This is a genomic window from Kocuria sp. KKT182 (genome assembly GCF_055635395.1).
The window spans coordinates 143141-167910 of the sequence record NZ_JBVMVZ010000002.1; the positions used below are offsets into that span (position 1 = coordinate 143141).

At 68.7% G+C, this 24770-nt stretch carries 24 protein-coding genes; 11 read left to right on the plus strand and 13 right to left on the minus strand.

All coding sequences use genetic code 11. From position 1 onward, the window contains the following. Positions 1–6 precede the first annotated feature (6 nt). On the minus strand, positions 7–1422 hold the full coding sequence (locus ACZ2G1_RS18910; RefSeq protein ID WP_470377797.1) for an amidase: 1416 nt from the start codon (positions 1420–1422) through the stop codon (positions 7–9). A gap of 760 nt (positions 1423–2182) precedes the next feature. Between ACZ2G1_RS18910 and ACZ2G1_RS18915 the strand changes: the two genes are divergently transcribed. Beyond that, entirely contained in the window at positions 2183–2845 is a 663-nt protein-coding gene (locus ACZ2G1_RS18915; RefSeq protein WP_229587019.1) for a GntR family transcriptional regulator, read from the plus strand. A gap of 241 nt (positions 2846–3086) precedes the next feature. Here the strand turns inward: ACZ2G1_RS18915 and ACZ2G1_RS18920 are convergent, their stop codons facing one another. From ACZ2G1_RS18920 to ACZ2G1_RS18930, 3 genes are read right to left on the minus strand one after another with little or no spacing between them, the layout of a single operon-like run. Beyond that, a complete protein-coding gene (locus ACZ2G1_RS18920; protein ID WP_470377798.1) occupies positions 3087–4577 on the minus strand; it encodes an NAD-dependent succinate-semialdehyde dehydrogenase in 1491 nt (496 codons plus the stop codon). Next, complete coding sequence (locus ACZ2G1_RS18925) at positions 4574–7636, minus strand: FAD-binding and (Fe-S)-binding domain-containing protein (RefSeq protein ID WP_470377799.1); 3063 nt, start codon at positions 7634–7636, stop codon at positions 4574–4576. Before ACZ2G1_RS18925 ends, ACZ2G1_RS18920 begins: the two co-directional genes overlap by 4 nt. 8 nt (positions 7637–7644) lie before the next feature. Beyond that, a complete protein-coding gene (locus ACZ2G1_RS18930; RefSeq protein ID WP_229587022.1) occupies positions 7645–8925 on the minus strand; it encodes an aspartate aminotransferase family protein in 1281 nt (426 codons plus the stop codon). A gap of 65 nt (positions 8926–8990) precedes the next feature. Between ACZ2G1_RS18930 and ACZ2G1_RS18935 the strand changes: the two genes are divergently transcribed. Further along, a complete protein-coding gene (locus ACZ2G1_RS18935) occupies positions 8991–9992 on the plus strand; it encodes a D-2-hydroxyacid dehydrogenase (RefSeq protein ID WP_470377800.1) in 1002 nt (333 codons plus the stop codon). A gap of 555 nt (positions 9993–10547) precedes the next feature. On the opposite strand, the gene ACZ2G1_RS18940 is transcribed toward ACZ2G1_RS18935, so the two are convergent. Beyond that, the gene (locus ACZ2G1_RS18940) at positions 10548–11828 is read right to left on the minus strand and encodes a Glu/Leu/Phe/Val family dehydrogenase (RefSeq protein WP_109244442.1); all 1281 of its coding nucleotides are present in this window, start codon (positions 11826–11828) and stop codon (positions 10548–10550) included. Between the two features lie 111 nt (positions 11829–11939). Continuing rightward, entirely contained in the window at positions 11940–12443 is a 504-nt protein-coding gene (locus ACZ2G1_RS18945) for a DUF3830 family protein (protein WP_017831931.1), read from the minus strand. A gap of 121 nt (positions 12444–12564) precedes the next feature. On the opposite strand from ACZ2G1_RS18945, the gene ACZ2G1_RS18950 reads away from it, so the two are divergent. Beyond that, on the plus strand, positions 12565–13275 hold the full coding sequence (locus tag ACZ2G1_RS18950) for a maleate cis-trans isomerase family protein (protein ID WP_470377801.1): 711 nt from the start codon (positions 12565–12567) through the stop codon (positions 13273–13275). A 94-nt stretch (positions 13276–13369) separates the two neighbouring features. On the opposite strand, the gene ACZ2G1_RS18955 is transcribed toward ACZ2G1_RS18950, so the two are convergent. Continuing rightward, positions 13370–14122 (minus strand): maleate cis-trans isomerase family protein, encoded by a 753-nt coding sequence (locus ACZ2G1_RS18955; RefSeq protein WP_109244444.1) that lies wholly within the window; start codon positions 14120–14122, stop codon positions 13370–13372. 58 nt (positions 14123–14180) lie between these two features. On the opposite strand from ACZ2G1_RS18955, the gene ACZ2G1_RS18960 reads away from it, so the two are divergent. Then, positions 14181–14687, plus strand: coding sequence for a RidA family protein (locus tag ACZ2G1_RS18960; protein ID WP_219931179.1), 507 nt, complete (start codon positions 14181–14183; stop codon positions 14685–14687). Positions 14688–14805: 118 nt separating this feature from the next. On the opposite strand, the gene ACZ2G1_RS18965 is transcribed toward ACZ2G1_RS18960, so the two are convergent. The 5 genes from ACZ2G1_RS18965 to ACZ2G1_RS18985 all read right to left on the minus strand — a co-directional run bounded on the left by ACZ2G1_RS18965 (position 14806) and on the right by ACZ2G1_RS18985 (position 18879). Continuing rightward, positions 14806–15309 (minus strand): hypothetical protein, encoded by a 504-nt coding sequence (locus ACZ2G1_RS18965; protein WP_470377802.1) that lies wholly within the window; start codon positions 15307–15309, stop codon positions 14806–14808. Between the two features lie 55 nt (positions 15310–15364). Next, positions 15365–16042, minus strand: a complete 678-nt coding sequence (locus tag ACZ2G1_RS18970) for a hypothetical protein (RefSeq protein WP_470377803.1) — start codon at positions 16040–16042, stop codon at positions 15365–15367. Between the two features lie 125 nt (positions 16043–16167). Then, on the minus strand, positions 16168–16782 hold the full coding sequence (locus ACZ2G1_RS18975) for a hypothetical protein (RefSeq protein ID WP_470377804.1): 615 nt from the start codon (positions 16780–16782) through the stop codon (positions 16168–16170). Positions 16783–16831: 49 nt separating this feature from the next. Then, complete coding sequence (locus ACZ2G1_RS18980) at positions 16832–18079, minus strand: ABC transporter permease (RefSeq protein ID WP_470377805.1); 1248 nt, start codon at positions 18077–18079, stop codon at positions 16832–16834. A 26-nt stretch (positions 18080–18105) separates the two neighbouring features. Continuing rightward, complete coding sequence (locus ACZ2G1_RS18985; protein ID WP_470377806.1) at positions 18106–18879, minus strand: ABC transporter ATP-binding protein; 774 nt, start codon at positions 18877–18879, stop codon at positions 18106–18108. An 881-nt stretch (positions 18880–19760) separates the two neighbouring features. On the opposite strand from ACZ2G1_RS18985, the gene ACZ2G1_RS18990 reads away from it, so the two are divergent. The 6 genes from ACZ2G1_RS18990 (at position 19761) to ACZ2G1_RS19015 (ending at position 23285) form a co-directional block, all read left to right on the plus strand. Next, the gene (locus ACZ2G1_RS18990) at positions 19761–20210 is read left to right on the plus strand and encodes a hypothetical protein (RefSeq protein ID WP_470377807.1); all 450 of its coding nucleotides are present in this window, start codon (positions 19761–19763) and stop codon (positions 20208–20210) included. A gap of 30 nt (positions 20211–20240) precedes the next feature. Continuing rightward, positions 20241–20468: a hypothetical protein gene (locus ACZ2G1_RS18995; RefSeq protein WP_470377808.1), complete on the plus strand. Its 228-nt coding sequence runs from the start codon at positions 20241–20243 to the stop codon at positions 20466–20468. Positions 20469–20641: 173 nt separating this feature from the next. Beyond that, the gene (locus ACZ2G1_RS19000) at positions 20642–21163 is read left to right on the plus strand and encodes a hypothetical protein (RefSeq protein WP_470377809.1); all 522 of its coding nucleotides are present in this window, start codon (positions 20642–20644) and stop codon (positions 21161–21163) included. Positions 21164–21373: 210 nt separating this feature from the next. Further along, on the plus strand, positions 21374–22012 hold the full coding sequence (locus ACZ2G1_RS19005; protein ID WP_470377810.1) for a class I SAM-dependent DNA methyltransferase: 639 nt from the start codon (positions 21374–21376) through the stop codon (positions 22010–22012). 386 nt (positions 22013–22398) lie between these two features. Next, positions 22399–23037 carry a hypothetical protein gene (locus ACZ2G1_RS19010; RefSeq protein WP_229587098.1) on the plus strand — a complete coding sequence of 213 codons (639 nt, stop codon included), beginning with the start codon at positions 22399–22401 and terminating at the stop codon, positions 23035–23037. Further along, positions 23034–23285, plus strand: a complete 252-nt coding sequence (locus ACZ2G1_RS19015) for a helix-turn-helix domain-containing protein (protein ID WP_229587097.1) — start codon at positions 23034–23036, stop codon at positions 23283–23285. The genes ACZ2G1_RS19010 and ACZ2G1_RS19015 overlap by 4 nt, the downstream gene beginning before the upstream one ends. Before the next feature lie 220 nt (positions 23286–23505). On the opposite strand, the gene ACZ2G1_RS19020 is transcribed toward ACZ2G1_RS19015, so the two are convergent. Beyond that, positions 23506–23640: a hypothetical protein gene (locus tag ACZ2G1_RS19020; protein WP_255662490.1), complete on the minus strand. Its 135-nt coding sequence runs from the start codon at positions 23638–23640 to the stop codon at positions 23506–23508. Between the two features lie 369 nt (positions 23641–24009). Here ACZ2G1_RS19020 and ACZ2G1_RS19025 point away from each other — a divergent pair, with 369 nt between their 5' ends. Continuing rightward, the gene (locus ACZ2G1_RS19025; protein ID WP_470377811.1) at positions 24010–24489 is read left to right on the plus strand and encodes a hypothetical protein; all 480 of its coding nucleotides are present in this window, start codon (positions 24010–24012) and stop codon (positions 24487–24489) included. Positions 24490–24770 lie beyond the last annotated feature (281 nt).

Here is a 24770-nt window from a genome sequence, read left to right on the forward strand (position 1 = left end):
CGGCCCTCAGCCACCGCTGACCACCGCCCGCGCGGGCGGCTGGGTGCCCCAGGCGGTCGCCTGCTCGTATGCCTGGGCGGCGCGGAGCACCATCCGGTCCGCGTGCCGGGGCCCGATGATCTGCAGTCCCGCGGGCAGGCCCGCCCCGGTGAGGCCGCAGGGCACGCTCACCGCCGGTTGCTGGGTCATGTTGAACGGGTAGGTGTACGGCGTCCAGCTGGTCCAGTTCGGGGAGTGCCAGCCCTCCGGCGCGTCCTGGCCCCGGGGGAAAGCGGGGATCGGCAGGGTGGGGGTCAGCAACAAGTCATAGGTTTCGTGGAAGCGCCCCATGGTCACGCCCAGGTCCATCCGCACAGCCGTGGCGTCCAGGAAGTCGGAGGCGCTGATCTCGCCCTGCTCCTCGATGCTGCGGCGCAGCCCCGGATCCACCTCCTCCATCGCGCCGGGACCGTAGCCCTCCAGGACCTTTGCGGCACCGGCGAACCACAGGGTGTGGAAGGCCTCGACCGGGTCCTGGATGCCCGGATCCACCTCCTCGACCACGGCCCCGAGCTCCACAAACCTTTCGGCGGCGCGGCGGACGAGCCGCTCGATCTCGGGATCGTTCTGCCCGAACCCCAGTGTGGGCGAAAAAGCGATGCGCAGGCCGCCGACCCCGCCCTCAAGCTCTTCCAGGAAGGACCAGGTGGGCGTCGGCAGGGCGGACCAGTCACGGGAGTCGAAGCCCGTGATGATGTCCAGCAGCAGGGCGGCATCAGCCACGGTGCGGGTCATGGGCCCGGCGTGGGCGAGCGTGCCGAAGGGACTGGCCGGAAACATCGGAATGAGGCCGTAGGTGGGCTTGATCGCCACCGTGCCGGTGAAGGCGGCAGGGATCCGTACGGATCCACCGCCGTCCGTTCCCACGGACCAGGGCCCCATGCCCATACCCACGGCCGTGGCGCTGCCGCCGCTGGAACCCCCCGAGGTCAGGTCAGCGCCCCATGGGTTGCCGGTCGAGCCGTGGCGCAGGGAGTCGGTGACCCCTTTCCACGCGAACTCCGGGGTGGTGGTCTTGCCGAGGAGCACGGCACCGGTCTCGCGCAGCCGGGCCACACAGGGGGCGTCCTCCTCCCACGACCGGTTCGCGTCGATGAGCCGGGTGCCGCGCAGCGTGGGCCAGCCCCGGGTGTAGAAGATGTCCTTGATGGACGTGGGGACCCCGTCGCCGGGACCCAGCGGCTCCCCCGCATGCCATCGCTTCTCCGATTCGGCGGCCGAGCGCAGGGCCTGCTCGTGGTCCACGGACACGAAGGCGTTCACCGCACCGTCCAGCTCATCGATGGTCCGCAGCACGGCCCGCGTGGCGTCGACCGGGGAGAAGCTGCCCCGGCGGTAGCCGTCCAACAGCTCGAGCGCCGTGAGTTCCGTCAAATCAGTCATGGTCTTCCTTCTAGGTCGAAGTCGGTCGAACGGGGACCACGATGGGGCCACTCCGGGTGGTCGCGGGAGTCTTTCCGCCCTGCGGAACGAAGAGCAAGGCATCCGAGACGACGTGGTCCGGGGGCGTCAGGTTGAGAGACCACGAGAGAGAAGGGAAGACCACGCCGGCCCGGATCACCGCCGCCCGCCAGGTCCCCGTGGCCGGGCCGGGTGTCCGCACGGCACGGGCATGCTCCTCCATGGCAGTCGCCGATGGGCCACAGCCCAGCAGTAGCGTCCTGAAATCGGCTGACTGCCCCCCGGACCTCGGCCGCACGGTCAGCAGTGAACGAGCGGTCCAGGATGGGCACATCGGGGAGCGCACTGGGAAACACGTGATCACCATCCCCCGTCGTACGATTGTCTACAAGAAGCATATGGTGTTGATGTGAGCTAGGCAACAAGGAGAAGGCATGAGGCGCGCCGCGGGGTGTGGGTCCGGCTCCGGAGCCGTTGAGGATAAGCCTGGAGACCGCTACCGCAGTCTCGATACCCTTCCTCCGCAGGGTTGCCCATAACTGGCACCCGGACGTGCGTATCGGAGCAGGTCCCAGGCGGTGGGCACGGGGAATGTCAAGGTGCCCAGCGGGTCATCAGAAGGCGCGGAGCACCGCAGGGGAAGCGAAATCGGGACACAGTGCAGCCCTCGCTCTAGTCCGCTTCGGGATATGATTGTGAACAATATTTTTGTCCAGCACGGTTACCTATGGTCGGAGGCACCATGACCAGCCCCATACTTCAACCGGTGGTCCAGGAGACGACGCCTGCCCTCATCGCACGGCAATTGCGCCGGGCCATCGGCGAGGGCGACCTGGTGCCCGGTCAGCAGCTGAACGAGGCCGAGCTCAGCCGCCGCCTGGGTGTGAGCCGCGGGCCCCTGCGGGAGGCCATGCAGCGACTCACCCAGGAGGGTCTGCTGGTCAGCATCAGGAACCGGGGCGTGTTCGTCATCGAGGTGACGGACGACGATGTGCGGGACATGTACCTGGCCCGCACCGCCGTGGAGCGGGCGGCCGCGACACGGGTCATCCAGATCAACGCTGAGCACGCGGGTGAACGACTCCTCGAGGTGGTGCGGACGATGACGGCTGCGGTCGCGCAGAATGACACGGACGCGCTCACCGAGGCGGACGTGGAGTTCCACGCGCTGCTCGTGGCCCTTGCCGGCAGTGCCCGGCTTTCCCGGATGCACACCACGCTCATGGTGGAGACCCGTATGTGCATCACCGCGCTGGAGAGCCGGTACAACTCCCACATCTTCCGGCTGGACGAGCACCGGGGCATCGCCGAGGCGATCGGACGATCCGACGTGGAGCGCGCCGATCGGCTGCTCCTGGATCACATGGAGGACGCCATCGGCCGCCTGAGTCCCTCCGAGGGCTGATAGAAGAGCACCACTCACGTCCGGGACTCTCCGGAGCCGGTCCTGGCCCAGTCGACACCGACCGACCCATCCGCCCGCCCCTGAGTCACCCACGGGTGGGCACCGGGCAGAGGGCAGAGGGCAGAGGGCAGACGAGAACACATCCAGTCGTACCCGAAACGCACGGGTGCTCCTTGCCCGGCCAGGACAGTCGGGCGAGGAGCACCCGCGCGTGCGGGGCCCGGCGCACCGGGCCGTTGCGTCAGCCGCGGGGAACGGCCATGTACTTGGTCTCGAGGAATTCCTCGATGCCGACGCGGCCGCCTTCGCGGCCGAGCCCGGAGGCCTTGATGCCGCCGAAGGGTGCCGCGGGGTTGGAGACGATGCCCGTGTTGAGCCCGAGCATGCCGACCTCGAGGGCGTCGCCCACCCGGAAGCCGCGGTCGATGTCTTGGGTGAAGAGGTAGCCCACCAGGCCCCACGGGGTGTCGTTGGCCATGCGGACGACCTCCTCCTCCGTGTCGAACGGGATCACGGGGGCCACGGGGCCGAAGATTTCCTCGTTCATGAGTTGCGCGGTGGGGTCCACGTCGGACAGGACGGTCGGCGAGTAGAAGTATCCGGGCCCGTCCGGACGGGACCCGCCGCAGACGACCGTGGCGCCCTTGGACACCGCGTCGTCCACCAGCTCCTGCACCTTGGCCAGGGCCTTTTCCTCGACGAGGGGGCCGACGTCGGTGCCGTCCTGCGCGCCGTCGCCGACGGACAGCGAGCCCAGGCGCGCGGCGAGCCGCTGGGAGAACTCCTCGGCGACCGGGCGCTGGACGAACAGGCGGTTCGCGGCGGTGCAGGCCTCGCCCATGTTGCGCATCTTCGCGGCGACGGCGCCTTCCACGGCACGGTCCAGGTCCGCGTCCTCGAACACCACGAACGGGGCGTTGCCGCCGAGCTCCATGGAGGAGCGCATCACGTGCTGGGCGGCCTGCTCGAGCAGGCGCACGCCCACCTCGGTGGACCCGGTGAAGCTGATCTTGCGGGCGATGCCGCTGGACATCCACGGGCCGACCACGGAGGAGGCCTTGGAGGTGCAGATGACGTTGAGCACGCCCTCGGGGAGGCCTGCCTCCACGAGGATGTCCACCAGGGCGAGGGAGGACAGCGGGGTGAGGTTGGCGGGCTTGAACACCATGGTGCAGCCGGCGGCGATGGCGGGGCCGATCTTGCGGGTGCCCATGGCCAGCGGGAAGTTCCAGGGGGTGACCAGCACGCACGGGCCCACCGGTTCCTTGGAGACGAGGATGCGGTTCTTGCCGTCGCCGGTGGTGGTCTGGTCGCCGCCGATGCGCACGGCCTCCTCGGAGAACCAGCGGAAGAACTCGGCGGCGTAGGCGACCTCGCCCTTCGCCTCGGCGAAGGGTTTGCCCATCTCCGTGGTCATGATCAGGGCGAGCTCGTCCTGGCGGTCCATGATGATGTCGTAGGCGCGGCGCAGGATCTCGCTGCGCACCCGGGGCGGGGTCTTCGCCCAGTCCTTCTGCACACGGCCGGCCGTCTCGATGGCGCGCTGGGCGTCCTCGGGGCCGCCGTCGGCGACCGTGGCCACGACCTCCTCCGTGGCCGGGTTGACGACGTCGAAGCGCTTGCCGGAAGCCGCCTCGCACCACCGGCCGTCGATGAACAGGCCGGTGCTGACCTTGCCGACGGCGTCGAGGGCCTGCTGGGAGGTGCGGGAGGCGTTGACGTTGGTGGTCATGGGGTGTCCTCTTTCTGGGTCGTGGAGCGGGTTCGGTCGGAGGCGGCCGGCTGCGGCGGGCCCGGGTCCAGGATCTGGGCCAGGTGCAGGCCCGGTCTGGTGGCGTCGAGTTGGTTGATCTGCATGGCGCAGGAGAAACCGTCGGTGAGCACGGCGGTCTCGGCCCCCGTGCCGCGCAGGGCCGGTGCCAGGGCGTTCTCGGCGACCTGCATGCTGACGTCGTAGTGCTGTTTCTCGAAGCCGAAGTTGCCGGCCACGCCGCAGCAGCCGGTGGCGTCGACCACGTCGGTTACGCCCGCGGCGGTGAGCGCGGCACGCTGGCCGGCCGCACCGAACACCGAGTATTCGTGGCAGTGGGTCTGCAGCACCACCTGCTCGGGCACGGGGCGGGCCGGGGACGGGGTCCACCCGTCTGCGGCGCGCTCGGCCGTGTGCGCCGCGAAGCTGCGCACCCGGGCGGCGACCCGCCGCGCCTGTTCCGTGGGGACGAGCTCGGGCAGGTCCTTGGCCAGGGCCGCGGCGCAGCTGGGCTCCACGACCACGATCGGGCGGTCCGTGCCGTCGTCGAGCGTCTCCGCGGCCCGGGCCAGCAGCTTCTTGGCGGTGCCCAGCTGGCCGGTGGAGATCCAGGTGAGTCCGCAGCAGGCATCAGCGGAGCACTCCACGGTCTCCCCGGAGTCGGCGAGCACGCGGGCGGCGGCACCGGCCACCTCGGGGCGGAAGCCCCGGGTGAAGGTGTCCACGAACAGCAGCGCGGTACCGGCGCCCGGCTGCTGCGCGCCGGCGGCCGTGACCTCCCGGCGCCACTCTCTCGCCCCGGCGAAGCGCGGCATGGTGCGCTTAGTGGTGAGCCCACCCACGACGGCGGCGACCTTGGCCAGGGGCGTGGCCAGTACCGCGTTGACCAGCGGGGCGATCCGCCCGGTGAGCTTGAGCCAGCGCGGCAGCCAGCCCAGGGAGAAGTGTGAGATCGGGCGGAGTCGGCCCTGGTAGTAGTGGTCGAAGAACTCAGACTTGTAGGTGGCCATGTCCACCCCGGCCGGGCAGTCGGTGGCGCAGGCCTTGCAGGACAGGCACAGGTCCAAGGCCTCCCGCACCTCCTCCGATCGCCAGCCCTTCTGCACGGTGGCCGCACCACGGACCATGTCCTGGAGCACCCGCGCCCGGCCGCGGGTGGAGTCCTTCTCGTCCCGGGTGGCCCGGTAGCTGGGGCACATGACCCCGCCGGTGTCCGCGCGGCAGCGGCCCACGCCGATGCAGCCCTGGACGGCGTGGACCCACGGGTCGGTGCCCGCGCCATGGGCGGTGGCCGGGTCGTCGGTCTCCACCAGCGATCCGCCGCCGTGGCTGCCGACCGGGCGCAGATCGAAGCTTGTGCGCCACTCCCGCGCCGGGATGCCCTCCAGTGCCAGGTGGGCGTCCATGGGGTCCGGGGCCGTCATCGAGCCGGGGTTGAGGATCCCGGAGGGGTCCCACAGGCGGCGGTACCGGGCGAAGGCGGCGAGCACCGTCGGGGAGTACATGATCGGCAGCAGTTCCGAGCGGGCGCGCCCGTCCCCGTGCTCGCCGGACAGCGACCCGCCGTGGCGGACCACGAGCTTGGCGGCCTCGTGGGTGAAGCGGCGGAAGACTTCTCGCCCGGCGTCGGTGCGCAGGTCGAAGGTGATGCGGATGTGCATGCACCCGGCGCCGAAGTGGCCGTACATCACCCCGTCCAGGTCGTGTTCGGCCAGCAGGACGCGCAGGTCCGCGAGGTAGTCCGCGAGGTCCTCCGGGGCCACGGCGGAGTCCTCCCAACCGGGCCAGGACTCCCCGCCGCTGGCCAGCCGGGACGACAAACCCGCCCCGTCCTCGCGCACGCGCCACAGCGAGGCGCGCTCCACGAGGTCGGGCACGGCCCGACCCTCCACGAGCCGGCCGTTCTCGGCCAGCCTCGTCAGCAGGCGGTCGGCCTCGGCGGCCACCGCCTCGGGCTCGGATCCGTCGAGATCCACGAACAACCAGGCCCGTCCGGCGGGCAGGCCCAGCACGGAGCCCGCTCCGCGCCGGAACCGCATGGTCTCCACGATGGCCTCGTCGGTGCCCTCCACCGCCGCCGGCGAGAACTCGAGGATGGTGGTGATGTCCCGTGCGGCCTCCACGACGTCCTCGTAGCCCAGGCACACCAGCAGCGCGCTGGCAGGTTTGGGCACGAGCTTCATCCGGGCGCGGACCACCACGGCGCAGGTGCCCTCCGAGCCCACCAGCGCGCGGGCCATGTTGAACTTCTTCTCCGGCAGCAGGTTCTCCAGGTGGTACCCGGAGACCTGCCGCTGGATCCGGCCGAGCTCGACGCGGAAGGCGGCGAGGTTCTCCCGCGCCAGCCGCATCAGCGACTCCGTCAGCTCGGCCGCACGGGCGGCCGACGCGTCGTCGGACGGATCGGTGGCGCGCAGACCCGTGGTGGTGGCCGTCAGCCGCGCGCCGTCGGTGGTGACAACGTCGATCTCCACCACATGGTCGGAAGTGCGACCGTAGCGCACGGAGTGGTTGCCGCACGCGTCGTTGCCAATGGCCCCGCCCACGGTCGCACGGTTCTTCGAGGAGGGGTCCGGAGCGAAGGTGGAACGGTTGCCGGTGGCGCGCTCCACCTCCCGAGTGAGGTCCGACAGGACCACGCCCGGGTCCACGTCCACGGTGCCCGAGGCCTCGTCGATGCCGTGAATGCGGTTGAGGTAGCGGGAGAAATCCAGCACCACCCCGGGGCCCACGGCGTTGCCGGCCATGGACGTGCCCCCGCCGCGACCGATCAGCGCAGTACCGGTCTCCCGGCAGGCCGCCACCGCGGCCAGCACCTCCTCCACGGTGCGCGGGAACACCACGGCCAGCGGGGGCACCCGATAGTTGGAGGCGTCATAGGCGTACTCGGCCAGCCGGCGCGGCGAGGAGTCCGCCGCTACCCCCGCCGCGGCGAGGAGGCCCAGCACAGCGGGGTCGACGGCGGCCTCCCTGCGGGCGGCAGTAGCTGCCGTGCCAGAGGCTACGACGTCGGGGAGGGCGGGAACGGTGGCTTCGCTCATGCGTGCTTTCAGGCTCCCGTCGTGCCCGCAGGGACAGCACCGACCACAGCGGCCACAGCGGCCTCGAAGCGCTCCAGCCCAAGGGAAACTTCCTCTTCGGTGACCACGAGGGCGGGGATGAGGCGCACCACGTTGCCCTCCGGCCCACAGGTGAGGGTAAGCAGTTCCTGCTCCGTGGTGGCCTGCTGGACGGCCGCGGCCGTTGCGGCGTCCGGGGTGCCGTCCTGGGCGGTGAACTCGATGCCCTGCATCAGGCCGAGGCCGCGGACGTTGCCGATCACGGGGAAGCGCTCCTGGATCTGGATCAGTCCGGCCTGCAGCTGTTCGCCGCGCACCCGCGAGTTCTCCACTAGACCCTCCTCCTTGACCACCTCGAGGGTGGCCACGCCGGCGGCGGCGGAGACCGCGTTGCCGCCGTAGGTGCCGCCCTGGGAGCCCGGCCAGGCCTTGGACATGGTCTCGGTGGAGGCGGCGATGGCCGAGATGGGGAAGCCGGAGGCGACGCCCTTGGCCGTGATGATGATGTCCGGAGTGGCGGTGGAGTGCTGGTGGCCCCAGAACTTGCCCGTGCGCCCGACGCCGGCCTGCACCTCGTCGAAGATCAACTGGATGCCGTACCGGTCGGCCCGCTCCCGCAACCCCTCCATGAAGGCTGGCGGGGTCGGCAGGTAGCCGCCGTCGCCCAGGGCGGGCTCGATCAGGAAGGCCGCCGTGTCGTTGGGCGCGGTGCGGGTCTTCAACAGGTAGTCCAGCTCCTGGAGGGCGAAAGCCACCGCGGTCTCCTCGTCCCAGCCGTAGCGGTAGGCGTAGGGGAACGCCGACATGTGCACCCCGGCCATCAGCGGCGCGTATCCGGCCGAGAACTTCGTGCCGGCCGTGGTGAGGGAGGCTGCGGCCACGGTGCGACCGTGAAAACCACCCTGGAAGACGACGATGTTCGGCCGGGCCGTGGCCATGCGCGCCAGACGGATGGCGGCCTCGACGGCTTCGGAGCCGGAGTTGGCGTAGAACACGGAGTCCAGCCCCTCCGGAAGCACCTCGCCGAGCTTCTCGGTGAGCTGTAGCAAAGGCTGGTGCATCACGGTCGTGTACTGGGCGTGAATGATCTTGCCAACCTGCTCCCGAGCAGCCGCCACCACCTTGGGGTGACAGTGACCGGTGCTGGTGACACCGATGCCGGTGGTGAAGTCCAGGTAGTCCCGGCCGTCAGTGCCATAGATCCAGCTGCCCAGGGCGTGGTCCACGACCACGGGGGTCGCCTGCTTGAGTACGGGGCTCAGAGATGTCATGGCTCACATTCTTCCCAACAGATCGACTTATTGTCAACAATCTTCCGGGGTCTTACAGTGGGCCCATGGAAGAGACAGCGCAGTCCCAGCCCTCTCAGCGTCGCCCGAAAATTGTCGTCCTCACGGCACCCGGCACGAGCGCCCCCTACAACGCCTTGGATTTCGAGGATCACGCCGATGTGGTGTGGGCTGATGCGGAGGGTCTTTCTGGGGCCCTGCCCGGGGCCCAGGTCTTGTTCGTCTGGGACTTTTTCTCCCCAGCCTTGCGTGACGCCTGGTCTTACGCCGACTCCCTGGAGTGGGTCCACGTGGCCGCCGCGGGCGTGGACTCCCTGCTCTTCGACGAGCTGCGGGAGTCCTCCGTCCAAGTCACCAACGCCCACGGCGCCTTCGACGGGCCCATCGCGGAATTCGTCCTGGCCTCGGTGCTCGCCCACGACAAGCAGCTGCACACCAGCAAGGAGCTTCAGCGCCGGTCTGTCTGGCAGCATCGCGAGGTAAGGCGTAGCGCGGGGCAAAACGCGCTCGTGGTCGGTACGGGCGGGATCGGGCGTGCCACGGCCCGGCTGTTGCGCACCCTCGGCCTGGAGGTGCGAGGTGCCGGGCGCACCGCGCGGGGGGAGGACGCGGACTTCGGGACCGTTGTCCCCAGCGCGGAGCTGGCAGAGCACGCCGGATGGGCGGACCACCTCGTGCTCATCGCTCCCCTGACAGAGGACACCCGCGGCCTGCTCGGCGCGGATGTGCTGGCCCGGATGAAGCCCACCGCCCATGTGGTGAACGTGGGCCGGGGCGCGTTGGTTGACGAGCCGGCCCTGGTCCAGGCCCTGCGAGAGGGCCAGATTGCAGCCGCGTCGCTGGATGTCTTCGATGAAGAGCCGTTGCCTGTCGAGCATCCGTTCTGGCAGATGGACAACGTGCATGTGTCCGCGCACATGAGCGGGGACGTCGTCGGTTGGCGAAACACGCTGGCGGACCAATTCGTACAGAACCTCACTCGCTGGTGTATCGGCGAGGAGCTGGTCAACCAGGTGGACAAGCAGCTGGGTTACGTGCGCCGGGCCTGAGGCGCGGGAGTTAATATCCCCGCGCGGACCGGATGACAGTAGAGCGCGCAGAAAGATGAAACGGGAGCGGGGCCGGGAATCCTCCCGGCCCCGCTCCTTCACGTTGAACCGCCGAGCACGCCTCAACCATCATGGTCGCTCGACCGCGACCCTGAGCGGGAGCTCGTAGACCCTGAACACAGCACGTGTGTCCCTGCCGGCCACGCCGAAAACCTCCTCCAGCCGCCGGAGACCTCCTTGGCCAGTGAGGACCGGTCGCGGACTTCCCCGGCCGAGGTGATGCGCACCGTTAGGTTCACGATCGAGCTGATCCGTTCGAGGGAGCTGGGGCGCTGGGACAGGGGTCGTCAGGCGGTTGAGCGGAGATGATCTCGGTGGCGCGCCGGTTCTCGGCGATGCCAACCTCCGCTCCCAGCTTGCCGGAGACAAGCATCGCGCCATGCCATGGCGTGCCGATACGGAGTGGTCCTTGAGGTGTAGGTCGGATTACGCACTTACTTGACCAGGACGTAGCTGCTCGCCGACTCGGCAGGCCACACTCGGCCTACCAGCCGATCAGGGATAGAGGCCCCGGGTGGTGTGCGCCTCGGCCACGCGCTGAACGGCGGTCAGGGTGGCGGCCTCGCGCAGCGTGACCTCACGGCGGCGCGCGGTCTCGAGGACACTCGTCCACCCCTGGAGCATGCGGCGCTCAAGCCTCTCGTCCACCTCGTCGGCCGTCCACCAATAGGCCTGGTTGCCCTGGACCCACTCGAAGTAGGAGACGATGACGCCTCCCGCGTTAGCGAGGATGTCCGGGACCACCAGGACGCCCTGGGTGTGCAGCTGCCGGTCGGCCGCGGCCGTCGTCGGACCGTTGGCTCCCTCCACGACGATGCCTGCCCGCACACGGTGCGCGTTGCCCTCGTGCAGCACGCCCTCCACTGCGGCGGGGATCAGCAGATCGACGTCGAGCTCCAACAGCTCATCGGAGCCGATCGCATCAGCTCCCTCGAAACCGATGACCGACCCCGTCCGCTCCGCATGCGCCAGCAGGCGCGGGACGTCCAGCCCGCTGGCCGCGTGGACCGCTCCGTACTGGTCCCCCACGGCCACCACCCGCACCCCGGCCTCGGCCAGGAACTCGGCCGCGCCCGCCCCGACCTTGCCGAAGCCCTGGACCGCGGCGGTGCTCCCGTGTGGCCGCAGGCCGCGGTGGGCCAGGGCGGCCAGGGCGATGTGCACCACGCCTTTGGACGTGGCCGAAGAGCGGCCCAGCGACCCACCCAGGCTGACCGGCTTGCCCGTGACGACAGAGGGCACGGTGAAGCCCACACTGGTGGAATAGGTGTCCATCATCCACGCCATCGTGCGCTCGTCCGTGCCGATGTCCGGGGCGGGGATGTCTCGTTCCGGACCGATGATCGGCAGGATCTCACTCGTGTACCGACGGGTGACCCGCTCCAGCTCCGCCGGGGAGTAGTTCCGGGGGTCGATGGTGACTCCACCCTTGGCCCCGCCGTACGGGACGTCCAGCAGGGCGCACTTCCACGTCATCCACATGGCAAGCGCACGCACCTCGTCCAGCGTCACGTGGGGGCTGAACCGCACCCCTCCTTTCGCCGGTCCGCGGGAGAAGTTGTGCTGCACCCGGTGCCCCGTGAACACGTCCACGGTGCCGTCATCACGCCGGAGCGGGATACTCACCGACATCTCGCGACGAGGCCGGGCCAGCATCTGGTGCTGGCCCGGCCCGTAGGAAAGGGTCTCGACGGCGGCCTTCAGCTGGCTGAGGGCGTCGTCAAGCGGGTTGGCCGAGAGCTCGGCGGGGACAGAAAGTGCGGTTGTCGTCGTCATTGACCTCGTGTCCTGGGATTCGGAACCAAGCAGGCAAGTGCCTGATTGTTTACAATCCTACGTTAATGAATCTTCCGGGGACACCCCGCCCCGCCGACGCAGGGCTTCGAGTCAGACCGTCTCGGCGCGGGCGAAGCTGAGCGTCTCCCCGCGCGCACCGCCCATCCAGACGTCCTGGCACGCGGCGGCGAACTCCTCCATCCCCTCCTCGATCGTCGCGAAGACGTTGCCCGGCACCCATCCCACGTCGCCATTCACCAAAAGGTTGTTCCGCCCATAGAAGACGGCCAGATCGATGAGCAAGCGGTTCTCAGAGGTCCCCGCCGAGGCCTCGTACCCGTAGGCGGGATTGTCGAGTACACCCTCGAACGTGAAGTAACACAGGTCCCCAGTGATCGGAGTGATCGTCTGATTCTCCGGACCGGGCTCTTCCGCGGCGAAGGCGGGAACGAGCGCGTAGATCTCGTTGCGCGCGAACTTGCCGTGGAACACCTGCCCCGACTGGGGCAGGGCCTGCCACACCGCCTCAGCGGTGCGCGGCGCCTCATCGTCGAGCAAGCGCGCCCGGGCGGTGACGCCCCGCTTCTCCAAGGTGATGGTGATGTATCGGCTCATGGATCGTCCCCGTTCGGTCGAAGGCAGAGGCACCACGAAACGGCACCCTATGATTGTCTACAATCCAACTGTAAGCTTTTTCGTGAGACGTGCAACACACCACGAAAGGGTCTCCATCATCATGCACACCGTCGTCATCCTCTACCCTGGCCACAGCGCGGAGGACGAGTTCCCCGCCCTTGAAGAGCTCATCCCGGACACCTCCTTCCCCGTGATCCACACCTGGGAGGGCAGCACCGACCACGACGTCGAGGCGTTGCTGGCGCTAGGCTCACGAGCCAACCTGGTGCCGTCCGCCGAAAAGGCCCGGAGCCTCTCTCCCGACGCGGCGATGTGGGCGTGCACCTCGGGCAGCTTCGTCTACGGGTCGGAGGGGTGCCGCGAACAGGCGGGGTGGGTCCAGGAAGCCGCCGGTGTCCCGTCCTCCTCCACCTCCCTGGCCTTCGTCCAGGCGGTGCACCACTTGGGGCTGAGCAGAGTCGCGGTGGCCGCGACCTACCCGGAGGACGTCGCCTCGCACTTCGCACGGCTCCTCGAGCAGGACGGGATCACGGTCACCGCCCTGTCCACCTACGACGTTCCCAGCGGCGAAGACGCGGGCCTGCTGGACGAGGAATGGGTGCTGGAGACCGCCCGCGCCGCCGATCTGACCGGCGCGGAGTGCCTGCTCATCCCGGACACGGCGCTGCATACGGTCGCCGCGCTACCCCGGCTCGAGGAAACCCTCGGTGTGCCCGTGCTGACCGCCAACCAGGTCACCGCCTGGCAGGGGCTCCGTCTAGCCGGCCACCCAGCCCGCGCCGAGGGGCTCGGTGCCCTGTTCAGTCACTAAGCGAGACGCTGAGCGGTTTCGACGACGACGACGCCCCACCTCAGGGGCGTCGTCGTCGTCTTCCATCCGTCATCGTTGGTCGGGCCACTCCGCCTCAGGCGGCGCGCCCCACCTCACCCAGGCGCTGATCCTGGGTCACCAAGGGCAGCCCAAGCCGTCGCAGGCCCGCCCACGCGGTGACCTGGTTCGCGGTCAACACGGGCTTACCGAGCTCCTCCTCAAGGGCCGCGATGATATGGAAGGTGGGCAGGTTGGTGCAGGAGACGAACACGGCCTCCGCATCCGGGTGGTCGGCCTGGCGCACGAGATCGGCAGTGACGTTGTAGGGCACGTGCCAGATCAGGCGGTCCAGGCCCAGGCCCGCAGTCCCCACGACGGTGCGCCCGTCGGCGGCCAAAAAGTCCTCGAGCCGCTCCGTCAACTTGGGGACGTAGGGCGTGGCGATGGCCAGCCGGGTGATCCCCAGGACGTCCAACGCCTCGAGCAGGGCCTCGGACGTGGTCACCGCGGGGGCACGAGTCTCCTCCCTGATGGCCGCGGAAATCTTCCGCGCCCCCTCGATCCCATTGACGAAGCTCCCGGACGTGCAGGCGAAGACCACAGCCTCCGGCTCGACTGCGGTGAGGCACCGGGCGGTGGAGCGGATCTCGGCGTCGTCACCGAGAGCACTTGCCATAATCTCGTCCACCACCATGGGGTGGTGGGGGGTCCGGGCAACAGCCAAAGAGACGTTGTCGGGCATCCAGCGCCACAGCTCCCGGTCCAACGCCATGTCATAGGGATTGACCACGCCGATGACGCGATCAGGCTCGGGGCCTTCGGGAACGAACCTCTGGATGTTAGGCATGTCTCATCTTCCCATAGTGTCTGATCGTCGACAATAATTTGATGATAAGGAGAATCCCGTGATTCCTGATCTTCCACCTACTCAGCCATCCACCCAGGGCCGCGCCCGCACCGACCATGATGCCTACCTTCGGACGCTCCCACCCACGCCCACACCCGCCGGCGCCTACGTGCCGGTCACAGAAGCCGGGCTACTGGTGTTCACCGCCGGTCACACCCACGCGGTGCAGGGAACTCTTGTTCATCGAGGAATGATTGGCATATCGGAGGGACCTACCCCTGAAGACGCCCGCGGCTGTGCTCGGCTGGCCGTGCGGAACTGCCTTGCCAGTCTCGCCCACCACCTGGGCGGCCTCCACCGTGTCGAGCGCGTGGTGTCCATGACCGGATACGTGGCGGCAGTGCCGGAGTTCACCGCCCACCCTGCCGTGCTCGACGGAGCCTCCGACGAGCTGCTGGCCGCCTTCGGAGAAAGCGGTCGTCCGTCACGGGCCGCCGTTGGCGTGACGAGCCTCCCCGACGGAGCCGTCGTGGAAGTCAGCCTGGTAATACTCCTTCGGGACTGATGCACCGTAGGTCAGGTCATCTGAACTGGTTTGATGGCCGGTAGCCGGCCATATGTAAAGCCGGGGCTCGGGGCCTTCAGGTGGTTCGGGTGTCTGGGGCACCCTCGGCCTTCCTCGCTCAGTCGTGGTCGACAGGTGCCGGCGGCTGACCGCGGCGGGCGTCCATGACGCGCGCGTGGGCCATCTCCATCCGCCCGACCCACAGGATCGTCGTCCCGAGTATCGGCCAGAACGTCATCGCCGCACCCACCCCGACGAAGATCAGCCACGCGACGGTGGCGACCCAGGTGATGATCCCGAACGCCCAGCCCGCGAAGACTCCGCCCTGGGCCTGGGTCTGGTAGTCGTAGGGTGCCGGTAGCGGGTCGGGGTCGCCCTCGGTCTCCAGGCGCCGGTGTTTGACGTGCAGCCGTTGGATGCCGATGAAGCACCCGCCCAGGGTGAGCAGTCCGATGATCGCGTTGGAGAACCCGTACCCGCCGGTGGCCACCAACCAGGCCAGTACGGCCTCGACCAGCTCGTCGGCAATGATGAACCAGAACAGCCACGCGCCCAGCCCCCACAGCCACTTCCGGTCCTTCTTCGGGGCGGGCCCCTCACCGGTTCCCGGTGCCACGAACATCGACTGATCTCCCCCAGGGTCGTGGGCTCACCGTAGCCATGGCCGGGCTCACGTCCTACCGGCCCGGGGACGCGTCCGGGCCGGTTCCCTGTGCCCGGGATTTCCGCAGCCGGTAGCCCAGCACGGCGGCCGCGGCCAGCAGTCCGGTGCCCAGGCGGGGCAGGATCTCCTCGAACCACGGGTGCACCAGCTCCCCCAGCGCCACCCCGGCCGGCCAAGCCAGTACCCCGGCGATGACCAGCAACCCGATCCGCCGCTTCACCCTCTGCCGCCCGGCGGGATCCTGCGGCATCGGGGTGGTGGACTGCTGGTGGCCCTCCCGGTCGAAGAGCAGGAACGGCAGGGTCGCGAAGAGGTTGGCGAACATCGTCCGGTACGCCAGAGAGGCGTCGAAGGTGTCGCCCTCTTCGGCGGGCAGGGTCGCGAAGAAGATCGCCATGCCGACGACCACGACGGTCAGGGCCGCGACGGTCAGCAGGCGTCGGCGGTCCCGGACGAAGACGATGTCCCGGCCCTTGGACCGGCCGCGGATCAGCCACGCCCCGCCGACGGCCAGCCCGGCCCCCCAGAGGAAGAACCCCCAGATGGTCAGTTGCTCGCTGCCGGAGGTGGTGGTCAGGTACGGCAGGGACGAGAGCACGCACACCAGGCTCAGCCCCAGGGTGATGGCCCCGCACAGGGTGCGGAACCACGGGCCGGGTGTGCCGGTGGTGGGTCGTGTTTCGACTGCCATGGTGCGTCCCTGTCGTCGTCGTGAGGGGGTGGAGGCGGGCCATGCTCAGCCGGGGTTGCGGCCACCGCACAGGGGCTGCTTCGTCCCTACCGGTGTCCCGGTGACCGCCGACGGGTAGGCCAGTGTCACCGGGTGTAGCGCTGGGCGGTGAACCAGGCGCGCAGCGGGGCCCGGAAGGCGGTCACCAGCCAGGCGATGTTGACCGCGATGAAGGCGATCCCGATGGTGATCAGTACGATCGCCCACTGCCCGTAGAGCCAGAACCCGAAGAGGTTGCCCAGGAAGCCCAGGGAGCTCAGGATCGCCAGCACGGTGCCGGTGATCCGAGCCCAGTTCGCGCCCTTGCGCAGGAAGACGTAGGCGGTGGCGTACAGGCCCAGCAGCACCACGACCGCGATCACCCCGGAGGCGATTGAGATCCCGCGCATCTGCTCGACCATGGTCCCGACCTGGCGGGCGTCCTCGGCCGGCACACCCATGCGCTGGTACAGCGCGGTGAAGTCCATCGTGGTGTAGATGACCGTGACGACGACCCCGAGGGCCGCATAGAGGGCGCCGGAGGCCACGGTCAGACCCAGCAGCCGTTTGAGTTGTCGTGGCGCCGGCGCAGGGTCGTGCTGCTGCCCGTGACCGTCCCGCGCACGGTCGTGCCCTCCGGGCGGGGCGTAGCGGGGCGGTCCACCGCGGGCGGGCTCGTCAGGGCGGCCGGGGTTGTCCGGGTTCTCTGGTGGGGTGCTCATGGCCGGTGGTCTTTCGCTGTGCCGGCAGCAGTGCCGCCGGTGGGTGTGGTCATTCGTGGCGCAGGGCGGTGATGGGGTCTTTCCGGGCGGCGCGCACGGCCGGGATCGTGCCGGCGGCGAAGGCGATGGTCAGGACGGCCGCCACGATCACGGCGATTCTCGGGGCTTGGAAGGTGAACAGGGACAGCCCGGGCAGCCCGGCCAGGAAGCCCTCGGCCAGGGTCTGGGTCAGGTAGGTGCCGGCGGCTACCCCGGTGGCCGCCCCGAGCACCGCCCCCAGCAGCCCGATGAATACGGCTTCCAGGGAGAACAGGCCGAAGACCTTGGGCCCGCTCATGCCCATGGCTTTCATCAGCCCGATCTCGCGGGTGCGTTCCTGAACGGACATCAGCAGCGTGTTGACGATGCCCAGTCCGGCAGCGATCAGGGCGATGATCGCGCACGCGTTGAGGATCCAGATGATGGCGTTGATGACGGTCCGGAACATGCCCAGCTGGTCCTCGACGGTCAGCCCGATCATCCCGGCCTCCTCCAGCTGGGCCTGGATCACTCCGGCCCGGCCCGCGTCGTCCATGATGGCCCGGGCCATGATGTAACTGACCGGGACCTCCTCGGGGCTGCCGCTGACCTGGTAGGCGTAGAGGCGTTCGTTGAAGGAAGTCGAGGGGATGGGGTTCCTGGACACCCCGGCCAGGCTGGCCTGGGTCACCCCGGAGACGCGGGCGTCGAATTCCTGCTGTTGCCCGGCTTTGTTGGTCATCACGACCTGCACGGTGGCCCCGACGGCCTCCTGGGGCGAGCCGAAGCCAAGATCGGTGACCCAGGTGTCGGGGATCGCCAGTTCGTCCGCACCCTCGGCCGCGACCGACCCGGAGGCCATCTGCACTCCTTCGGAGTCGACCGGGATGCCCAGGGTCAGCTGGAACCTCTCCTGCCCGGCTTGCAGATAGGTGGGGACCACGTTGTAGACCGGTGCCACTTCCCCCACCCCGTCGATCCCCTCGATGGTGGCGACGTCCTGGTCCGACAGGCCCACGAAGGAAACTCCGAACCCGGTGGCGATCTGGGTGGAGTCCGGATCGTATTTTTGCGGCCCGGACCCGGCGGTCAGCTCGATCAGCGGCTGGGACTTCTGCACGTACAGTGCGCTGGCGTCACCGAAGGTGGCGACGGTGACGTCGATGTAGCGGTTGACCCCGGTGCCCATCCCCGAGGTCAGGGTCAGGGCACAGGCGCCGATGAACACGGCCACCACGGTCAGCACCGTGCGGATCCGGCCCCGCAGCGTGCTGGTCACCGCGGAGCCGACCAGGTCCCGCCCCCTCACCGGACACCGCCGGTGACCCCGAGGGCGGCCCCACCCTGCGGGGCGGCCTCCACCCCGCCGGGGCCCGGCCCGGGGACGGCAGGGACCGGTTCCGCCACGATCCGCCCGTCGCGCAGCTGCACCCGGCGGTCGCAGCGGCCCGCCAGGTCCGCGTCGTGGGTGACCACCACCAAGGTGATGCCCCGTTGGCGGTTGAGCTCGAAGAGGATGTCCTGGACCACCGTCCCGGTGGCCGAATCCAGATTCCCCGTGGGCTCGTCGGCGAAGATCACCGCCGGATCGTTGACCACCGCCCGGCCGATCGCCACCCGCTGCTTCTGCCCTCCGGACAGATCCGCCGCCCTGCTGTGGGCCTTCTCCGCCAGTTCCAGGCGCTCCAGGACCGCCAGGCCCCGGCGTTTGCGTTCGGCCGCGCCCACTCCGGCGATCTTCAGGGGCAGCACCACGTTCTCCAGCACCGTCTGGTTCGCGGTGAGGTAGAACTGCTGGAACACGAACCCGAAGGAGCCGTTGCGGACCCGGTTCAGCTCCCGGGCGCTCATCGAGGCGGTGGGCGCCCCGTGCAGGGCCACGGCACCGGAGGTCGGGGCGTCCAGCAGGGCCAGCAGGTGCATTAGGGTGGATTTGCCCGATCCGGACTTCCCCACGATCGCCACCGACTCCCCCGCCTCGATCGCCAGACTCACCCCGCCCAGGGCGGTGAACCCCGCATCACCCTGACCGTAGGACTTCACCAGGTCTTGCACCTGGAGCACCGCGGGCATCGTCATTCCTGTTCTCCCCTCCTCGTACGCCGGCCGGCGACCACGTCGGGCAGTGAACCCCTGAATGGCCGGTGTGGGACGGCGTCTCACCCCCACCCCATCATGTGCGAAAGCACATGATGGGGTGAACGCGGCACGCGTCCCCACTAGAGGGGCGGCCCCCGACACCCCGTGCCCGGCCACGGATTCTCAGGCGTCACCCCCGGGCACGAACCGTCCCTTCGGCCTCGTACCACCGGCCCCGCCCAGTCCCGACACGCCGTCCAAGGCCCGAACCGGCAACAGCAGTCCCCCGCCTCCTGGACACACCCGTGCGCCCCGTCGGCCTCACCCCTGGGCGTGCCTTTTGGAGGATCTGCCCCGGATCGGCCCGGCTTGCTGCCCCTCGACGACCCCTCGGGAGAGGAGGGACTCCGGGCCCGTATCCCACCCTTGTCGTTCCCCGTGTCCCCAGTAGTCCGCCCTTGCTCACTGTTGGGGTGGGCTCTTACCGTGAGCCCACAACACCCCCTGCACCCCGGTCACCGCATCCACGGGGTACCACCTGCTGCCGTTTCAGGCGCATTCGGTGCTGCAGGGGGCCTCGCATTTGATCCTGTTCCGGTCACCCCTGCTCGGGGCCCAGAACAGGACCCGCTCCAGGAGGACCACCCAGATGAAGCCCGCCAGGAGACCTCTTGCCACCGCTTGGATCGCCGCCGGGTCCTCGGCCGCCGTGGCCGGGCCGATCCGAACTGGTGAAAGGGTCCCGCGTTGCCGATGGACAGTGCAGCCCTGCCGGCGGTGGCCCTCTTCATCCACGAATAGGACAACTGATGAACGAGCACGCGCCTGAGCACCCACGGCAACCAGTTGCCCCGCGTCCCGGGCCGAGGGCGGTGCTGTGGTTGGGTCTGCGAGTCCTGGTGTGGGCGGTGGTGCTGGCGCTGGCCTTCGCCGCGGTCCTGTGGTGGATCATTGTCACCGCCCCCAAGGGCGGAGGGGCCGTGATCGGTGCCCCCCTCATCGCCATGCTTGGGCCGTTGCTGCTCAGCGTCCCGTGGGCTCTCGTGCGCGGCTGGCGCGAGGGGCAACAGGTGATCACGTATGCGTTCTGGCCGGCCGCCTACCTACTGGCCGCGTTGTTGGGCACCCCGGTGCTGGTGTGGAACAACGGCTGGTTCACCCCGGGGGCCCTGCCTCCCGACCAGGCCCTACGCGACATCGCCGGCACGGTCGTCTTCCTGAGCGTGTTGGCGCTGCTGGCATCAGCGGTCGTCGCCGGCGCCGCCGCGGCGGCAGCGGCCACTGCACGCTGGGTCCGCCGGCGGCACGCCACTTCCCACGCCCGCCCCTGAAGCCCACAGGGAAACCCGACAGGAGGCATCATGATCACCGGAAAAGCCCCGATCAGCGGAAGCCTCACCATCGCATGCGGCCTCCTAACTGTGACCACCGTGATCATCACCATCGTCAGCGGAAGCTCCTGGAACACCGTGGTGAATGCCCTGACCACTTTCGCGATGTTCGTCATCGTGTGGCGAGGGATGAAAAGGCACGACCGGGAATACCAAGAGCGGATGAAACGTCTGAAACAGCGTTTGGGAGACGAATAGCGTTCCATTCAGATAAGGACCCCTTATGCAACGCGCGGGTATAGGGACTGCCTGCACCTTCCGGGCAGCTGATCCACCTCATGTGCCCGCCCTGCCGCACCCCCCGCCTGGGTGCCGCGTCGGGGCGTGTGAGAGTCTGGCCTCGTCCCCACCACTCTCCCCTTGGAGCCCCCTTGAACGCTGCCGCGCCCTCCCCTGCCGTCGAGAACCTTCCGGTCGTCGATTCCTTCGCCGTCGCCGCCCAGGTCCGCATGACCGCCGCCGGTACCCGCGCGCGCCTGGCGGTCGCCGTACCGCAGGACGCACCAGTCAACCCGAACACCCTGATCTCCGCGCTGCTGACCCTGGGCCGGCAGGTGCTGGAGGAGTACCGGCTCACCGGCCAGGAGCTGCCCGAGGTGGAGGTCACCGCCGTGGAGCGCTTCGAGACCATCCCGGCGACCGCGGCGGCCGCCGGGTTCACCGTCGGGGTCACCAACGACCTGGAGGCCAAGCGCTCCACGCTCGTGCTGGATTCGGATTTCCTGCTGGGCAACGACGGCGGGGTGCTGCTGGCAGCTGCCACGCTGCTGGCCGGCGCCGAGCACCTGCTCGACCCGGAACCGACTGGCCGCTCCAACCACACCGGGCGCAAGCACCAGCCCTCCTCGCCCAGCCGCCGGCGCTCCGGCGGCCGCGGGCGCGGCCGCCGCTAAACCTCTCGAAGCTCTTCGCACTGCCCCGGGATAGGAACCTCTGCCGCATCAGACCGGCTATGGGTCCAGTCGCTGCAGCGCGCCTCGCAGATGCTGCACGACTGTCGGGAGCCTGCCGGCGCCCCGCGAGCAAGCCAGGGATGGTCGACCCACCACCCCGAAGGCAGGCGAAGCGCCCGGTGGATACCGCAGTGTGGGAGGCTGACCGGTGTGGGAACCCAACCCGGCTACGACGAACGGGCCGAACAGTACGAGCTCACCTTCCCGGACCCGTTCCAGACACCTCTGGAACGGCATGCGGTCGCCACCTTCGCGGACATGGTCCTGGAGCACCACAGCGAGGGCACCGTGGTGGACATCGGATGCGGGACCGGGCACGTCACCGCCGACCTCGCCCACCGCGGCCTTCACGTCGTGGGCATCGATCCCTCAGAAGCCATGCTGGGCATCGCCCGCAGGTCCCACTCCGAGGTGGCGTTCCGGCGCGGTGAGGCCAACCTAAACGAATCTTCGGAGTCGACCGATCAGCTGGCTCCACTGCGGGGTGTCCTGGCCCGGTTCAGCCTGATCCACATCGCTCCCTACCTGATTAGCGGGGTGCTGGCTTCCTGGGCGCAGCGCATGCCGGCTGGCGGCGTGGTGCTCCTGGCCTTCCAGAGCACCGATGGCGAGAGGCAACCGGCGGTGCCGTTCGATCACGCGGTGGCACCAGCCTGGCGCTGGCACCCCGAAGAGATGGGCCAGTGGCTTGCCCGAGCCGGATTCGACGAGGCCTGGCGCACGGTGAGCCGGCCTGACCCGCTGCACCGCTTTCCCGAATGCCACCTGGCCGCCGTACGTCGCCCCTGACAGCAACCGCTACTGCAACGTCGTTCCCGTGGGCAGTGTCCGGTAGCCGGCCATATGTAAAGCGGAGGACGTCGCGCTGGCTGAGTAGCACTGCCCCACAAGGTGCGGTTGCTCTAAGAAATGTGAGCGCGGGATCCATGTCCCGCCTGGCGTGACGGCATCAGGCGCACACCGTCCCACTGAGGCGCCGACGACGATCAGGCCAGGACGCCCACAGCGGACCGACACGCGAACCGCTTCTCCTGCCCTCCAGATTGGGCGGCTGCGACCGACACCCATTCGCCCGCATCGACGGGCTCCCTGCATGGGCGCCTCCCGTCCTGCCCTCATGCGCCCCATTATGATATTCGTTAATAACGATAAACATAAAAGTGAGGGGTCCCCTGATGGAACTTCAACAACGCACACCACAGTCCATCCTCCGATGGGCCGGCGCCCTGTCCGGCGCCGTCGCCGTCCTGCTGGCCGCAGCACTGGCCCTGTTCCTCACTGGGTATCCCCTGCGCACCCTCGCACAAGGTGATATCCAGATCAGCGTCCCCACCACCCACGAACTTCCCCCCGGCTCCCTGGACCCGCAGACGGTAACCGTGTTCGCCGAGCGGCTGCGGCTAGTGGTCACCGAGGCCCCCCAGCAGGCCCTAGTTCTGATGTGGTGCTCGATCCTGCTCAGTGCCTTCTGCTTCCTGATCGCCGCACTGACCTGCGTGGTGCTGTGCTACCGATTGGCCCGACAGGTGCCCTTCGGGGCGTTCATGCAACGCTCCACGGCAGCCACCGGGATCCTGGCCCTGACCGCAGGTATGACCGTGGCAATCCTGGAGGGCTACGCCAAATACCTGACCGTCCACTCCCTGCCCGGGTTGCTCGCCGGCGGCAACGCCGTCGGCGTGGGCACCCCCGGGGTCTACATCGTCGACAGCCTCAACCCCGTGCTGTTCGTCATCGGTCTGATCCTGCTGCTGCTGACCGCCGTGCTCTCCCGCGGCACCCACTACTACCGTGACATCAAGGACCTCGTGTGAGCACGAACCGACCCAGGGACCGCGAGCAACAACTGATCACCTGTCACCTCAGCGCACTGCTCGCTACCCGGGAAATGACCCTGACCGAACTCAGCAAACGCGTCGGCATCAGCCTCGTGAACCTGTCCCTGCTGAAAAACGGACACGCCAAAGCCATCCGCTTCTCCACCCTGCACGCGATCTGCCAAGCGCTCGAGTGCGAGGTCGGGGACCTACTCACCATCTCTCCCCAGCACACCCAGACCTGAGACACACCAGCGCGGCTCGACACCCCAGGCCCGCTCGGTCCAAAGAACCTGAAGACTCAACGGAACGCCGAACGCGCCACCCATCAACTTGCGTCACAGCTTTCGTTGTCGGTCCGACTGATCCCCGGCACCAACCTAGAGCCCAAGAGACCGCCCATGACAGCCCCACCGCGCCGGCAAACTCACCCGCCGCCCTCTTGGCCATCTCATCATCGCGGCCTCACCTACCAATGATCCTGATCAGCCAACCCAGCAGAGGAACGACGCTGACCACATCGAACACACGATCCAGAAGATGCCCCATCCTCCACCACCAACTTGGATCCTGCGGCGGTTCCTGTTTGGTCTTGATCATGGGGTGCAACCCTCCTGCGCTACGACGGACGCGACCGGCAACTCCTATCCCCACCCTGCCCCAAGGATCCGCCGGATCAGAACAGGACTGCCCACGCGTTAATAGTCAATCTTGGCGGACCAAGTGATTTGCCCGGGCCCACCACAGGTCCTTGCAGTCCTGGCCATCGCCTTTCTCTCGCGTGCACCAGTCGTTCCGTGCACCGAGAGCTCGCCGCTTCGAACTCTTGGATCGAGACGCTACAGGCACCAGCAGAACCACCGAGGAACCCTCACCGCAACCAGGTAGGTCGAGAAGTCAGGTGAATCCGAGGGGGTTCCTTCGAAGAAATCACCGACGGTTTGCCTCATAGCGTCTAGGGTGGCCGGCATGACGAGCCGAACGTTCACCGTCGCAACCGCGACCACTGCGATGACACTGGCCATCACCGCCTGCGGATCGTCACCGGAACCAGAATCACCCCCGGAGCCTGACCTCACCCGCTGGACCGCCGACACCCTGCCCGTCCCAGCTGAAGGCGGCTTCTCCATGACCAACATCGCGACCCCGGACGGCGCCCATGCCAACGACTCGATCCCCGACGTCGAGCCGGGGTGGTACGCCATCACGATGGCCTGCGAGCCGACCGAGTCTGAGACTGCAGTCGAGGACTCCTCGGCACATATCGTGCTCAGCGGCGAGAGCGGCAACTACGGCGGAGGTAGTTGCCCACGCCCTCCGATCACCACGACTACCTACGTCGGCATCCCCGACGAGCCGACGCCGGAAACGTTCAGCGTGAAAGTCCTCTCGGATGGCCAGGAGCTCTACTGGGGTGTGTCCGCTTCACCGACGACCGCCCCCGAGTAGCTCTTCTCGATGCGCCGGCACAGCGCTCATCACCGCATCCGGCGCGCGGACGAAGCATTCGGTTGAGCAGGTGCTGGGCTGATCCACACCCATACCCGCACAAGCCCCGGTTTTCCGTCCACCGCGAGGGGGAACCCCTACTGCACTGTGGAGTGGTGAGATCAGCGGACTCCAGTCGTCGTACCACGGTGGCTGCACGACACGCAGGTCGTCGGCGCGGTCCGGGAGGTTCAATCGCGTCTCAGTAGCGTGGGAAGCCTCACCCGAGGAGGCTCACCACG